16 protein-coding genes and 1 pseudogene are annotated in these 13,553 nt (G+C 46.5%); 13 read left to right on the plus strand and 4 right to left on the minus strand.

The genetic code is table 11. The features are described from left to right. From JGK39_RS31710 to JGK39_RS31755, 10 genes are all read left to right on the plus strand, one after another. Positions 1–1,903: hypothetical protein (locus JGK39_RS31710; RefSeq protein ID WP_293298742.1), on the plus strand; the 1,903-nt coding region annotated here is incomplete at its 5' end. Then, the gene (locus tag JGK39_RS31715) at positions 1,903–3,435 is read left to right on the plus strand and encodes a hypothetical protein (protein ID WP_293258616.1); all 1,533 of its coding nucleotides are present in this window, start codon (positions 1,903–1,905) and stop codon (positions 3,433–3,435) included. The genes JGK39_RS31710 and JGK39_RS31715, both read left to right, overlap by 1 nt. 382 nt (positions 3,436–3,817) lie before the next feature. Continuing rightward, positions 3,818–4,327 carry a redoxin domain-containing protein gene (locus tag JGK39_RS31720; protein WP_293258614.1) on the plus strand — a complete coding sequence of 170 codons (510 nt, stop codon included), beginning with the start codon at positions 3,818–3,820 and terminating at the stop codon, positions 4,325–4,327. A gap of 57 nt (positions 4,328–4,384) precedes the next feature. Continuing rightward, the gene (locus tag JGK39_RS31725; protein WP_293258612.1) at positions 4,385–5,065 is read left to right on the plus strand and encodes a hypothetical protein; all 681 of its coding nucleotides are present in this window, start codon (positions 4,385–4,387) and stop codon (positions 5,063–5,065) included. Beyond that, on the plus strand, positions 5,026–5,346 hold the full coding sequence (locus JGK39_RS31730) for a hypothetical protein (protein ID WP_293258610.1): 321 nt from the start codon (positions 5,026–5,028) through the stop codon (positions 5,344–5,346). Before JGK39_RS31725 ends, JGK39_RS31730 begins: the two co-directional genes overlap by 40 nt. Continuing rightward, positions 5,347–5,706, plus strand: a complete 360-nt coding sequence (locus JGK39_RS31735; protein ID WP_293258608.1) for a hypothetical protein — start codon at positions 5,347–5,349, stop codon at positions 5,704–5,706. Continuing rightward, positions 5,703–5,924 (plus strand): hypothetical protein, encoded by a 222-nt coding sequence (locus JGK39_RS31740; protein WP_293298745.1) that lies wholly within the window; start codon positions 5,703–5,705, stop codon positions 5,922–5,924. The genes JGK39_RS31735 and JGK39_RS31740 overlap by 4 nt, the downstream gene beginning before the upstream one ends. Positions 5,925–5,926: 2 nt before the next feature. Further along, positions 5,927–6,121 carry a hypothetical protein gene (locus JGK39_RS31745; protein WP_293258604.1) on the plus strand — a complete coding sequence of 65 codons (195 nt, stop codon included), beginning with the start codon at positions 5,927–5,929 and terminating at the stop codon, positions 6,119–6,121. Positions 6,122–6,123: 2 nt separating this feature from the next. Continuing rightward, a complete protein-coding gene (locus tag JGK39_RS31750; protein WP_293322604.1) occupies positions 6,124–6,474 on the plus strand; it encodes a hypothetical protein in 351 nt (116 codons plus the stop codon). Positions 6,475–6,714: 240 nt separating this feature from the next. Next, positions 6,715–8,565 (plus strand): CapA family protein, encoded by a 1,851-nt coding sequence (locus JGK39_RS31755; protein ID WP_293261895.1) that lies wholly within the window; start codon positions 6,715–6,717, stop codon positions 8,563–8,565. Between the two features lie 413 nt (positions 8,566–8,978). Here the strand turns inward: JGK39_RS31755 and JGK39_RS31760 are convergent, their stop codons facing one another. Together JGK39_RS31760 and JGK39_RS31765 are read right to left on the minus strand one after the other, a co-directional pair. Further along, positions 8,979–10,070, minus strand: a complete 1,092-nt coding sequence (locus JGK39_RS31760; protein WP_293261898.1) for a PfkB family carbohydrate kinase — start codon at positions 10,068–10,070, stop codon at positions 8,979–8,981. 287 nt (positions 10,071–10,357) lie between these two features. Further along, a complete protein-coding gene (locus JGK39_RS31765; RefSeq protein ID WP_293261901.1) occupies positions 10,358–10,912 on the minus strand; it encodes a response regulator in 555 nt (184 codons plus the stop codon). A 197-nt stretch (positions 10,913–11,109) separates the two neighbouring features. Here JGK39_RS31765 and JGK39_RS31770 point away from each other — a divergent pair, with 197 nt between their 5' ends. Both JGK39_RS31770 and JGK39_RS31775 read left to right on the plus strand, forming a co-directional pair. Further along, positions 11,110–12,084 (plus strand): lipoyl synthase, encoded by a 975-nt coding sequence (locus JGK39_RS31770; RefSeq protein WP_293261912.1) that lies wholly within the window; start codon positions 11,110–11,112, stop codon positions 12,082–12,084. 124 nt (positions 12,085–12,208) lie between these two features. Further along, positions 12,209–12,355 (plus strand): photosystem I protein PsaX, encoded by a 147-nt coding sequence (locus tag JGK39_RS31775; protein ID WP_293261904.1) that lies wholly within the window; start codon positions 12,209–12,211, stop codon positions 12,353–12,355. Positions 12,356–12,633: 278 nt separating this feature from the next. Here the strand turns inward: JGK39_RS31775 and JGK39_RS31780 are convergent, their stop codons facing one another. After that, the gene (locus tag JGK39_RS31780) at positions 12,634–12,999 is read right to left on the minus strand and encodes a hypothetical protein (protein WP_293261907.1); all 366 of its coding nucleotides are present in this window, start codon (positions 12,997–12,999) and stop codon (positions 12,634–12,636) included. 78 nt (positions 13,000–13,077) lie between these two features. Here JGK39_RS31780 and JGK39_RS31785 point away from each other — a divergent pair, with 78 nt between their 5' ends. Next, positions 13,078–13,248, plus strand: coding sequence for a hypothetical protein (locus tag JGK39_RS31785; RefSeq protein ID WP_293261915.1), 171 nt, complete (start codon positions 13,078–13,080; stop codon positions 13,246–13,248). On the opposite strand, the pseudogene JGK39_RS31790 reads toward JGK39_RS31785, so the two are convergent. Next, positions 13,208–13,553 (minus strand): annotated as a pseudogene (locus JGK39_RS31790) (RNA-guided endonuclease TnpB family protein); the annotation flags it as partial. The gene JGK39_RS31785 and the pseudogene JGK39_RS31790 overlap by 41 nt on opposite strands.

Here is a 13,553-nt window from a genome sequence, read left to right on the forward strand (position 1 = left end):
CGAAGATCCTTCAAAAAGCTCAATTTCTATCGGTGCTGGTGCAGAAATTCCGGGTGGAATTTTAGGCGTTAGCGGGGGAGTCACGATTAATACGAGTACCGGAAAAATTGAGGGAGGCAGTATTGGCGGTGAGGTAGCTGGAGTTGGAATTAATATTTCTAAATCTTCTGAAGGTGTAGGTGTCGGAATATCGCTGCAAATTCCGTTTTCTCCAATTAGCATCGAGTTAGGTTTTGAGTTTCCTGATAAGGAAGAACTACCAACACCAACACCAACACCAACACCAACACCAACCCCCGATCGAGAAGAGGGAATTAAATTAGAAGGCGGGACAGACTTTGTTTATGTTGTAGCAGGATACCAAGCAGAATCTTATTATGAACAGCAGTTCCCTGGTTCTGGATTTTTTTCCGCTTCTCATTGGAGCGACCAAAATATTATGTCTTGGAAGTTTGCAATTGATGCTCCTGAGAACATTCCAGACCCAAGGGATACACAGTTTCGTATTCCTTTCAATGCCACCGCAAGACTTAAGGGCTTTCGGGCTTATACACATTACACAATTCCGACTGCTTCTTATGTCACTAGGGTCGAGGGTTTATATGAGTTGAAAAATAAAACTCTTTTGGCTTGGCCGCGATATTCGGTATGGACCAGTCCATTACTTGAATTTGTCCCCCCTCCCTCTGTAACGTGTTCCGTTAACGGCAATTCTGCGCCTAACAGCTCGTGCGGTGCCGTAAGTGTGCCTTACTCATCCTATTACATAGTTTTTGGAAGTCGGACAAATTGCAAATCTTTCCTTGAAGAAATCAAAAGCCAGCCTTCTGAACAAGACAAAAATATTATTACTGGAACTTCTACAAACGGCTCAACTACTTTTTTTAAGCATCGTTTTATCGTTTCTCATATATTCCCAGTTGGGAAGCAACAATTTACGCCTTCTCTTCCACCCAATCCACCACCTAGAAAAGAAATGGATCAATGTTGCAGCGACTCAATTAAATTACTCAGACAAATTCACAAAGGCTTGGGGATTTCTAAGTTTCCCGGTGAACTCCCAGTTACAATTATCCAGGAAGTTACAAAAAAAGGTGAACAGCCTAGTGAACCTGCTCAAGAACCTATTGCAGATTTTGTTGATTTACTCACTTGGATGTTCAAGCGCGACGACGAACGCTGGGGTCAATGGGAAGTCGCGATTAATATCAAAGACACCGACATCACTAAAAAGGGCGACCAAAGCAAACTAATAAGATTCCCCAATTTAGCCGAGTCCATTGCTGAGTTAGAAGGTCAAATTTTGAGCATCCTTACTAACGTTGAAGCCTTGGTTGCCCTGCAAGTTAAGACTCTTGCTGAATCTGGGATTGGTAGGCAGGAAGCTATGAAAGGCTATTTAGCCTCAAAAGCAATTATAAAATACCTTGCTATTAAAACAGTTGAAAAAGATTTTCCACATCCTTTGACTTACACTCCTGGGGCTGATTCTATAGACAAATTAGTTGAAGAATCTGAGGGTCACGTTGTCGGTATTGACTATGAGGAAAAAGAAACACTTCGCGACATCTTTGCCGACTTGCTGCAAGCAGCAGCTATTATTCGAGCCGTACACTGGCAAAGAATAGATACTAAAAGGGATACTAAGAGTCAACTCCTCGACCTGCTAAAAGGTAGCGTAGACTTGGCAAACAAAATAGGTAATCCCTCTACCAAAGGCGAAGCTGAGGGCAAGTTCGATTCGACCAAGGACTGGGAAGACTTTCTTGACGAGGTTGAGGACGGGTTTACTAATTCAACTGGAATTACGGATTTACAAAATCCCTACGGCAAAACTCGCGATCGCAGACCTCGAATCAGGCAAATCGGCGACAACATTGCTCAAGCGGGAGGAAAAAAATAATGACAACACCCGCACCCATTCCAAAAATAGGAATGATTTTGCGAGAACTTGGCTCAAGAAAATTTCGCGAATCCTCAACTGGCGGAGCAATTATTAGATCGTGGTCTAGCAGTGCGACAAATTCTGCAAGTAGTAATAAAGGATTTTTTGAGACTATCTTTGATGGGGCCCTCCGCTTTGGGAACTTCCTAATTTCAGGGGCGATCAGTTTAATTTCTTTTAGTTTCACAAAGTTGTGGAGCTGGATTGTAAGCGGCGTGCAGTTTATTTATAATTTCGACGGGAATATTAGCGATACGGCAATTGACAAACAAATAGAGGGTTTGTGGCAGTCTTTTGGGGGGATATTAGGTGGGAGCGTGGGCCGGGCAATTGGATGGATTGGATGCGGGCTTGTTCCGGCTGCCACGGTTTTTAGTTTTAATCAATCTCTCGGAACTTACTTGTTGAAGCAAGTTGGCGAGCAAGCGCTTGACGAAATGTTAGACGCTGCTAGCGCTGTAATTAACGCTGCTTTTAGACTAGGAACTCAGGCTGCTTTTTTGTGGCTTTACAAAGATATTCGCAGAGCATTAAAAGACCCAAATAATCCATTTGGTAATGCCCTGCGGGGAGTTCTCGGAAGCAAAACAATTGATAATTGGGGCCAGGGTGAATCTTGGACTATGGCAAAAGCGGTCGAGAAAAAAATCGAATCTATTCCTGATAAATTCTGGAAAAATTTTGCTGAGGAGGCTTTCGAGGAAGGTTCGGAAGCTTGCATTGAAGCCGGATTTGCTGTGGCTGGAGGCATTGACGCCTATTTGGCGCAGCAGGCGATGACCAACAATGCTGTGCTCGGGAGCGATCGCACTGTGGAAATTACGCCCGATCGCTCTGTGCCTGACGAACGAATTGTTTTGTCAGGGCCAGAAGCTGTTTTGCGGCCGGCGGTGGTTCAGGTTATGGCAACTCACCAGATGCTCGGAAATCGGGATGTCGGGGTTCTCATCAATGGAAATTCTGTTGATGACTACGTGCGCCCGCAGTTTCAGCAGCGCTATTTGATTGTTGAATTTAGAGAAAAGGAACAGCCGCCGTGGCTCCTGCCAACAGGAAAACGAGCTCGCAAGAAACAAATTACTATCCCAGATGTGGAGCGGGGGTTGACTTGGGAGAAAATCAAGCTAGCTGCTAAAAAGTTTACGGCTGGAGATACGCTGGTTAACGCGCCATTAAACAATGGCAGACAAATGCAGGTTTACGCTGCGACAGAAAACGAAGGGATGCAAAAAATTGAAGAACTGCTGAAACTTTCTACGGCGAAACTTTTGCCGAGGGCTGCTCGCGGCTCATCATATGTAAACCCGTCTGCCGCACGGCGAGTTTTACCTTACATTGTTTACCCGAGCAAGGCCGTGCTGGTTTGGCGCAAGCGATCGGCTGATTCAGAAGGTCGGATGGACTTAGCGGACAACCGCTGGGACGAACAGCGAATTGAGTTTGATTTATGGCCCGAGGAAGAACCCGTAGGTATTGAGCCTTTGGGATAGTGCTACTTGCTTTTTAAGAAATACCGACGCTCCCGAGATAATTGCTTTTTTACGTCCTCAACTGACATTCCTGTTTCCTTTGAGAGCCTCACTAACAGATTCCCTCTGGGGCGGTACTTGTACGGCCGCCCCCACTTGCCTGTTTCCTTGAGCAGAGCTCTCTTGCTGGGTGTTCCGAGCAATGGGTACAAAATGATATTCATAGGCTTAACAAAATTTAACAGGTCTGATCGCTAACGATCGTACTAAGGTACAACCCTAGGGGTGTGTTTAAAGTGTAAAAGCTAAAACAACCCTACAGCAGCGGTTACAGGCGCTTGACAGACTCAAGAAAAAGGATTTAGGTTAAGGGGCATAAGCAGTTAGCGAGAGATTTGGTTGTATGCCCGTACCGCTGGAAATTGGAGCTGTAGCTCCCGAGTTTTTGACTTGCGAGGGAAATTGGAATACGCCGGTGCCGGCACGCGATCAAAACGGCAACGAGATTTCAATTAAGGATTTTGACGGCAAGTGCTTGGTACTAATTTTTCTTACCGAAGCGAGAGAAGAAATTCACCGACAGCCAACGATGAAATTGCTGGAGATGATGAAGGGGTTTGCGACAAAATACAAAAATGCCAATGTTTCGCTCGTAGCGGCGGGGGCAGACGAGAGGGGTATGATGCTGGAATTGGTAAAGGAAGCTGAGCTTAATTTCCCCTACATCCCTTTGTTAGACGCTAGTCCGATGGGTCACGAGTACAACGCTTATTTTGGCGTTACTTCCGCAATTACCTACGCAATTTGCGACGGCAAAATCCATCAAAGCTGGGATAACAACTATCCCAAGGACTACGACGCAAGTCATTTTGAGGAAGTGCTGTCCTACATCGCCGCTAACAACCTCGCATAACTAAAAAATTCACAAAGCAGAGAAGAAAATTAACAAAGCATAGAAGGCTAAAACCGTATGGGTTCTCAAACAAAGTACGATCCAAAAACATTTGTATTTGTTCCTATCAAGATTGCGACAACTCAAGAAGGTGTCGAAGTTGGGGGCGTGAACTACGCTTTTTCTACAAACATTCCGTCAGGTGCTCGCACAACTTTAGGGCAAGTTGAAATCACAGACATTAACAGCCCGCCGCTGGGAACAGTTCTGGCATCCAGTTTTCCCAAACCTCGAAGGGCCAGCCGGCGAACGGGTGGAACGGGAGGGCGGTTTACGTCATCGTTTTGTTCCACAGCTTTAATCAAGCAATTGCAGGTTGGGGGCTGGAGGGTGAGCAAGCCCAGGGTGACAAAGCCACCGCTGCACACTCCCACATTGCGGCCCAATTCTTTCATTCAAACTGCTTACGTTACGTTTCGGGGGATCAAATACGCTTGGCAGTTGCCAAAAGTAACTATTACCAACCTGACCCAAGCCGTAATCGACCAATTGGGAATTAAACTGGCAACTCCCTCAGATTTTGACGAGCTTTGCTTTGGCGCTCAAGCTCCCAAACCCCCAAAAGCCTCGGTAACGCTAGGTCAGGGAACAGGTGCAGATACAACCACAAAAACTCTTTCTACTTTTTACGACCCTAGTATCGCTAACTTACCAGCAGGATGGGCAGAATCGAAAGCACCGAGAATTGCGTTCAAATAATCCTGCCCGGAGACCCGGAATTTGGTGCAACTTTAAGCCAAATTCCGCCGGACTGGAAACACCAAGCAGATGCAAAAGGCTGTTTTGGGTTCGTGCCCGATGCAGCCCTGGGCGGAATATTGAGACCGGCAAACAGCGCCGAAGTTAAAGACTACGTGCTTGGCGGCGAGTACGAACAACACCTACAAAATCTGCACGGCGAATTTTACACGTCACCAGACGGATCTGAATGGTACGAAGAAGACTTTGATGGTGTTGAAGAGTTTTATGTTGACTGGTAGATGAGTCTTGACAATCAATCTAATTGGCAAGTTATTTACAGTGGAACCCATTCTGCTGCGGTCGGGTTCGAGCAAGGTATAGGCAGAATCTTGATTCCCGGAAGGTTTGCGGAACACACTATTAGGGCTTATAGCACTTCTTTTGTGGCTAGGCCCCGATGGTGGCTGGGAGGGACTTTAACTCAAATATTGGATGATGGTAATTCCCAGAATGACTTTGAAGGGTCTCGCTGGCAAGTGCCTTTAAATAGAACCACACTAATTCAACTTCCTCAACTTACGCAAGAATATCGAATTAAGTTTGAGCCTGCTAAATGGCACAGGCAAATTCAGTTAACAATTGAAATCTACAGGCCATGAACTTAACTTCGACTTTTCTTCAAATTGATTTAGCAGTAATGAGTTGCATTCTTGGGTTGATGGGCTTAATCTGGAAGGCGTTAAAAGATATGCAAAAAGAAGCAATTGTTGCAGCGCAACAGAGAACAAAATTAGAAGAGGCCGTAAAGTTTTACGGAAAAAGGCTGGACAATGTTGAAAGCTGGATTACTGGAAATTCTGGATTTAAGGAGCGTTGAAGGTGCCCAGAATTTCTGCCAAAGCTTTGCTGGCAAATCCCAATTCAACTTTAACGGAATTAGTGGATGCGCTAGTTAAGCTGTCTGAGGATAAAGGTTATCTACAAGGGTGCAAAGGCTTTGCTAAAACAATCAGCGAAACAGATTGTTTGATTGATGCGCTGCGCGATCGCATTTTACAAATAGCGAGCAAATAATTATGCACAAACTTGAATTTGCCATGCAGCTAAGACCTGCAACTGAGCTTCTTTGGGGAAATTTAAAGCTGATTTATCCTGACGGAACGCCGATCGACTATGTTGCGACTTCTGGCTGTACCGGCTGGCAGCAAGCGGGCGATCAGTGGGAACGGGGTAAAGGGCCTATTCCGCAGGGATTTGATTACAAGATTCCCACAACCCCGTACTGGTCTCCCTCAAGGGGCATTGAAGGGTATTTTTTCCACATCACTCCTGACCCGGTAGTTTGTTGCAAAAGCGGCGCGGCTGGGACAGATTTTGCGAAAGGATGCAGTCGATCGCGCGATCGGGCGTTGAGCAGGTTTCTCTGAAGGTGGTTTACGGGTAAGTCATCGTTACTGGGGATTCATCTTAACGGGTACTCGGACAAGGGGGATTTGTAGCGGCAACGAGAAATCTGGTTTTTGAGTGTATTTCGGGCTGCTAAACCGAAGGTTTTCACTATGTTTATTTGTACCTACTTACCTAAGTTAAGTCGATCGGCATTTAATCCTGTTTCGCCAAATGATATAAGATCGAGCTAAATTTCTCGTGTGAGAGTAGAGACTTTTGTGAGCCAACAAGATATCTTAAATTTAGCAAAAGAAGGCGATGCCAGGGCGATCGCATTTCTGATCGGCCAAGCACTCCAAACCTTCGGCGTCACGGCGAAAGGCAGCTTGGAAAACGCAACCCTGCACCTGCTGCTGGAAGCAGAAAAATTGCCCGCAGAAGAAGCCTGTCTCCGAGTCGCAGTCAAAGGATTGCAGCGGCTGCAACCAAATAACATTTACGGAGTAACAGTCTACGGGAGGCGCGAAGGCGAGCAATTGCCCGCTTGGACTCAGACAGTAGAATTAAAACAACGCTCCTCTTGTACACCCGCAACCGCAGCCGCACCAGTCAGTGCAGCCGCACCCGCAACTGTAGCCCCAGTCAAAATTCCTGTAGGTGTCGCCACCGTACCCACTGCCCCAATTCCTGTAATTTTGCCCAAGGTAGAAACACCTCAAAATATCACAACCCCACCCATTCAAATACCAGAAAAATCCCCCCGCAAATCCTATAGAATCCCAACTCCCAAACCCACAAACCAACGCAAAAAAAAGCCATCACCGCCGCCTGATAGAATCCCAACTCCCACATTCACAAACCAACACCAACCAAAGCCATCACCTCTGCCAGATTTGCCCAGGCGTAAAACTAAAAAATCTTGGCTGTCAGTCGGTACTCTCAGCCTGATTTTCGTACCGATAGCAGGCTTTGTACTCGGTTCTCAATTCAATAAATCCTCAAACACCGCTACGATTAACAATGTCACCTCAAAGCCTGCGGTACAAAAAGTAGGCGCGGCAAAGCCATCCCGCAAGGAATCTATCCCAACGTCAGCATCCGCCGCCAAACCCGGATCGCAATCACCATCCCAGGCAGCAAAAATACCAGCCAATTTGCCCGCAACTGTCAGCATCAAAGCAGTTGGTGACATGATTCCCGGCACCAATTTCCCCTACAACAAACTCCCGGAAAATAAGGAGCGTTTATTTGAATCGGTAAAACCATACCTGCAAGGAGCCGATATTCTGTTTGGCAATTTTGAAAGCACAATGACCGATTATCCTTACAGTTCCAAAGGAGGCGGCGGAGGAATGCTGTTTGCCTTTCGGACGCCTCCGAGTTATGCCAAAATCTTCAAAGATGTTGGTTTTGATATCTTGAATGTTGCCAACAATCACTCCTACGATTTTAACGAGCAGGGATTTAAGGACACGATCAAAAACATCGACAGCAACGGCATGAAGGCTGTTGGCAAAAGAGATCAAATTGTTTATCAAAATGTCAAGGGCGTCAATGTTGCCTTTATCGGTTTCAGCAACTACGGCGAAGTTCACAATTCCTTGCTGGAACTGAAAGCGGGGACAGAAGTTGTCAAAAAAGCAAAGCAAAAGGCTGATATTGTAGTCATCTCAGTTCATGCTGGAGCTGAAGGAACCGGAGCTCAGAATGTCAACAATAGAAATGAGTTCTTTTACGGAGAAAACCGGGGAAATATGGTGTTGTTTTCGCGCACGATGATTGATGCGGGAGCAGATTTGATTTTGGGACACGGCCCCCACGTTACCAGAGCTGTGGAACTTTACAAAGGGAAATTGATTGCGTATTCCCTGGGCAATTTTATGGGTTATCGCACTTTGTCCACAGCCGGAGCACTGGGTCAATCTCTGATTTTGGATGTAAAAATGACGCCAAAAGGGGATTTTGTTTCTGGTAAGATTATCCCGATCGAACTTAGCAGCCAAGGTATTCCTTCTGTGGATGACGATTTTAGAAGTGTGGGGTTGATTCGCCGTTTGACAAAGAGCGATTTTCCGAATACTGGTTTGACGATTGATGACAAGGGACAAATTTTGAAAAAGAGTAAGTAGTTATTGGGCCTTGGGAATTTTAACTCGTTTCCAGGCTCTGTCTGGGAACCGATGTCACTCTTGCTCTGCCAGGACTTACGCAAAAAATGGTCTACTCCGCTATTGGTAGTGGTAAGGTGCGCACTGCGCACCCTACATATGGCTGTTATCCGTAAGTCCTGTCTGCCTCGAAAAGCGATCGGGAAAGTTGGAGGCAGAGCCTGGGAACAAGTAACAAAGTTGGAGGCAAAGCCTCCGGATCCGCGTTACCAGGCAGAGCCTGGGAACAAGTAAATATTACCCAAAATCAGGACATGGCACTGCCATGTCCCTACAATTAATCACCGTAGGGAAACGGCACTGCCGTGTCCTCTATATCATTCCGGCGCAGCCGTAATTGATATCACAAATAACAAATAACCAATCACCAATAATTAGTCATAAACCATCGTTTTCAAAGCTTCTTTCATTTCCTCTGCTGTCGTCGTCGCCGTACCGAATTGACGCACGACAATGCTAGCGGCCAAATTGCCCAAAACTGCTGCTTCCCAACCGGATGCACCGACGCACAAAGCTAAAGTCATCGCTGCTACGACTGTATCTCCAGCACCGGTTACATCGAAGACATCAGTCTTGTTGAAAGGGGGAATATCCCAGCTTTGAATGGCAAATTCCCCGTTTTCACAAGTGGATGTTGGAGGGGGTGAATTTTTGATTTGTTCAACCTTCACTCTTTCAAACAAACTCATCCCTTCTTCGCCGCGAGTAATGAGGATTTTTTGAGCTTGAGTTAAGTTCAACAAATCGTGTCCTGCTTGCATTAAAGTTTCAGGGTTTTTGATAGCATATCCGACTGCTTGCTCGGCTTCCGGTAAGTTCGGAGTAAACAGCATTGCTCCAGAATATCGCTGCAAATTTGTTTGAGCGTCTACAATTGTTTTGCCGGGAACCACTGCCGATTCGATCGCCAAACGAGTCAAAACTCCGTCGCCGTAGTCGGAACAAACCACCGCATCGACTGTCGGGATTTGCTGCCGGATGTAGTGTGCTAATTGCAACTGCAAGTCTAAATCCGGCAACTCGTCCGATTTGCGATCGACTCGGACAATTTGTTGAGTCACCGACTGCCGCGCGTGCCCGGAAATGCGAGTTTTGGTAACGGTTGGACGCTGCGAATCGATTAAAATGCCAGCCGTATCAATTCCCGCAGCCTCAAAAATACCGCACAAAGCCTTTCCCTGGTCGTCTTTTCCCACCAAACCAGCAACTTTTACTTTGCCTCCCAGTTTGGCTAAATTGTAGACAGCATTTGCGCCTCCTCCGGGTACTTGCCGAGTATTTTCGTAGCGCAAAATCAACACAGGTGCTTCGCGGGAAATTCGCTCTACTTGTCCGGTAACAAACTCGTCCAAGGTCAAATCTCCGATCGCTAATACCTGCGCTCGATCGAAGCAGTCTAATCTTTTCAATAATTGCTCTGTTGAGGCACGCAGTTGAGGCAAAAAATCGGAATAGTCGTTAGTCATTAACCAAAAAAATGAGACTGAGGAGTTGATAGTTGAGCGTGGCACGAGCGGCAATTAAAAATCCTAATAAAGATTAATAATTAATTTCCTCCCTGATTTGATTTTTAACTTTTAATTGATTTTCTCACTGTGATGAGTGAGAAACCCGTTTCAGGCTGTTGGCGATCGCACGCGCTCAACCAACTTGGCCCAAAAATGCGGATACAAGCCAATCCATTGAGACTTAATAGAAAGTTTCACGGTGTGGAATTTGCCTGCTACATAAGTGCTTTCAAAAGACAGCAGAATTATTTCAATTTCTGCTTGATGATCGTAATCACCTGAGTCATTTGTTTTTTGAGTGCATCAATTTCCGCTTGCATTTTGGCCATTTTCTGAGTCATCGCCTGAATTTCGGCAGCGCCCGCTCCGGAGCTGGGGGCAGCAGCAGCGGCGGCAGGGGCTTCTGGCACAGGTTTCTTTTTGGCCAGTACCATCGCCGATTTGATCGCCTCGGTTAGCTGCTTCTTCTCAAAGGGTTTAGCGATGAATGCAAAGAAATGCTTCTCGAAGGGTTTCGGAATTTTCTCCATCACCTCTTCTTCGCGCCCCGACATGATCACCAAAGGTATCTTAGAAAGCTCGGGATGGGCTTGCACTTTTTGATACACTTCCCAACCGCTGACTTTGGGCAGTAGAAAATCTAACATAATTAGATTCGGTCGGGCTTGACGGATCAGTTTGAGTCCCTCTTCGCCGTCTTTTGCTTCTAGAACTTCAAAGTTACCTTGAGGCAACATCTCTCGGACTCGGACGCGGATGACTTTACTGTCATCGATTACCAAGATTTTTTGACCAGCCACGACTGACTCCTTCAGTAATGAATGAGTGAAGATTTGCAACCTTCAGTATATCCCTAACAGAATTCTACCCATAATTCTGGGCGAGTTTAGTTTTGCTGCACCTCTGCCCGATTCTGATTTCGGGTGACACTGCTACAAGTTCAGGGACTTTGATTTCGGATACGATCGAATATATTAACTCGACGCCACTTGATTTTATGTCGCCCCAAACTCCTCAAACTCCTACTGTCAAAGCAACTGCCGCTCAAATGCGGGGTGAAATCGAGGCAATGCCGGATTGGCTGAGGCGCCCCATTGGCAAAGCTAGCGAACTTTCCCAAGTGCAAAAAATTATCAAACAGCGGCAAATTCACACTATTTGCGAGGAGGGCAGATGTCCCAACCGGGGCGAGTGCTACGCGCAAAAAACGGCGACTTTTTTGTTGATGGGGCCGACTTGCACCCGTGCTTGTGCTTTTTGTCAAGTAGATAAAGGTCATTCTCCGATGCCCCTCGATCCCCAGGAACCGCAAAAGGTGGCCGAGGCCGTGCAATTGTTGGGTTTGCGCTATGCGGTGCTGACTTCGGTGGCGAGGGACGATTTGCCGGATGGAGGTGCGGGTTGGTTCGCGCTGACGATCGCCCAAATCCGCCACTTAAACCCCGATACTGAGGTTGAGGTACTGACTCCAGATTTTTGGGGAGGCATCGGTAGGGGCGGTGGATGGTGCGGGCCCGCCCCCGGGGATAATTCCGGGCTCGATCAGTTGCAGCGCGAGCGGATTCGGACGGTGGTTGAGGCAAAACCGGCTTGTTACAACCACAATATTGAGACGGTGCGCCGGTTGCAGGGGCCGGTGCGGAGGGGGGCCAAGTACGATCGCTCGATCGACCTTTTACGCATTGTCAAGGAATTTGACCCAACTATTCCCACCAAATCCGGTTTGATGTTGGGACACGGCGAAACGGAAGCCGAGATTGTAGAAGCGATGGCCGACTTGCGGGATGCCAAGTGCGATCGGCTCACCCTCGGTCAATACATGAGACCATCTCTAGAACACCTCCCAGTGCGCCAATACTGGACTCCGGCAGAATTTGACCGTTTCGGGTCGATCGCCCGCCAGATGGGGTTTGAGCGAGTGCGATCGGGGCCTCTCGTCCGCAGTTCCTACCACGCCGGAGCGATCGATTGAAATTCATCTAATTTCAACTCGGTATAAACTCCTAGTTACAAAAAATAACACTCAAGGATTGTGTCATGTGCGACGCTCTCTGCTATTTGTGAATACAGTGACTTGTGAATTAGGAGCAAAAATTATGGCAGAGATAGCAAAGAACCAATTAAAATCCGACTCCGTGATGAAAACGGGCAAATTCCCTTACACTTTTCGCACAGCCTGGTTTCTGTTGCTGTTAGGCATCAATTTTCTGATGGCAGCCTACTATTTCCATATCATTGAATAGTTCTGCAACTTGACTTTTAGCAGACCCTGCTGTTCTCGACCTCAACGTCGGAGAGTGGGAGAGGGGGAGAGGGGGAGAGTGGGAGAGTGTCTGATGGGGATTGTGGGAGAGTTGGGGAAAATATGACTTCATCCTTCTTGCTTGTGACTGCTGACTTCTTCCCTATTCCCTCTTCCTTCATCCTTCTAACTAATGACTGATGACTGATGACTGATGACTGCTGACTGCTGACTGATGACTGCTGACTAATGACTAATGACTAATGACTAATGACTTCTCTAAGGATTTCTCGACGCTTCTAACTTAGACAACCGCTCTTGAATTTTGAGTACATCCTGCTTAGTTTCAATTGCCAAAGTTGCTAAATTGTCAAACATCGGGTCTCCCGAAAGCATTCTAGGATTTGTCCTGCCCGAACCAGGGCGGTTCGGAGACACAGGCCGATTAACTCCAGAACCTTGAGACTGCAAACTGTAGATTTGTCCCCGGAGTTCAGCAATTTGACTTTCTAACTGAGTAATCCGAAACTCTAATTGACTGGTCAATTGAGCAGGCGTAAAAATTGGCGAAATAGTAATTGCTAGCGCGCAAACAAGACACAAAAAACCAATTTCTAGGGCGCGATGGCGAATATTTTTCGGCATAGCTTTAATAATTTAAATTATACCACTTCTACAATAACAAATCGGTAAGATTTTTGACCTCTATCAGAAGTATGTCTTATGCCAACTAGGAACGTAGCTATTTTTATGTTCGATGATGTCGAGGTACTGGACTTTGCAGGGCCATTTGAAGTGTTTTCGGTGACATCAGAATTAATTGACACTCCCCGGTCTGAAGACGCGGGGATTCTTAAGGACAAACTTTGGGAGATGAATCCCCCCAAAGTTTAATTCTTAAAGGGTTAGTCAGTAACCCGCTACCCACACAGCGAGACTATTGAGTCTATGGCTACTTTTGATTTCCTAATGATGTTTGCCGCACCGTTAACATCTGCATTCAGAATTAATTTCTGACCAGAACGGTACAAACCTCGTTTAATTCTTTTACCAGACGGTTGCCAATTGTCGGGTTTTTCACCAACTTTCACTGGCAGTACGTCTCGATCCAAGAAGCTAGCTTTTGAGGTGTAGGATTCGTCTTGCTCTACAAATCTCCATCCTCTGAGAGCGCACTCTTGTTGTAGTCTATCTTTGAC

Source organism: Microcoleus sp. PH2017_12_PCY_D_A (assembly GCF_020738565.1).
GTDB lineage: Bacteria > Cyanobacteriota > Cyanobacteriia > Cyanobacteriales > Microcoleaceae > Microcoleus.

Bases quoted from the DNA above. Each gene is read 5' to 3' on its own strand.
- JGK39_RS31735 (WP_293258608.1), top strand. From the start codon at position 5,347: ATGAGTCTTGACAATCAATCTAATTGGCAAGTTATTTACAGTGGAACC.
- JGK39_RS31730 (WP_293258610.1), top strand. From the start codon at position 5,026: ATGGGCAGAATCGAAAGCACCGAGAATTGCGTTCAAATAATCCTGCCC.
- JGK39_RS31785 (WP_293261915.1), top strand. From the start codon at position 13,078: ATGCCAACTAGGAACGTAGCTATTTTTATGTTCGATGATGTCGAGGTA.
- JGK39_RS31740 (WP_293298745.1), top strand. From the start codon at position 5,703: ATGAACTTAACTTCGACTTTTCTTCAAATTGATTTAGCAGTAATGAGT.
- JGK39_RS31750 (WP_293322604.1), top strand. From the start codon at position 6,124: ATGCACAAACTTGAATTTGCCATGCAGCTAAGACCTGCAACTGAGCTT.
- JGK39_RS31725 (WP_293258612.1), top strand. From the start codon at position 4,385: ATGGGTTCTCAAACAAAGTACGATCCAAAAACATTTGTATTTGTTCCT.
- JGK39_RS31775 (WP_293261904.1), top strand. From the start codon at position 12,209: ATGGCAGAGATAGCAAAGAACCAATTAAAATCCGACTCCGTGATGAAA.
- JGK39_RS31770 (WP_293261912.1), top strand. From the start codon at position 11,110: ATGTCGCCCCAAACTCCTCAAACTCCTACTGTCAAAGCAACTGCCGCT.
- JGK39_RS31720 (WP_293258614.1), top strand. From the start codon at position 3,818: ATGCCCGTACCGCTGGAAATTGGAGCTGTAGCTCCCGAGTTTTTGACT.
- JGK39_RS31760 (WP_293261898.1), bottom strand. From the start codon at position 10,070: ATGACTAACGACTATTCCGATTTTTTGCCTCAACTGCGTGCCTCAACA.
- JGK39_RS31780 (WP_293261907.1), bottom strand. From the start codon at position 12,999: ATGCCGAAAAATATTCGCCATCGCGCCCTAGAAATTGGTTTTTTGTGT.
- JGK39_RS31715 (WP_293258616.1), top strand. From the start codon at position 1,903: ATGACAACACCCGCACCCATTCCAAAAATAGGAATGATTTTGCGAGAA.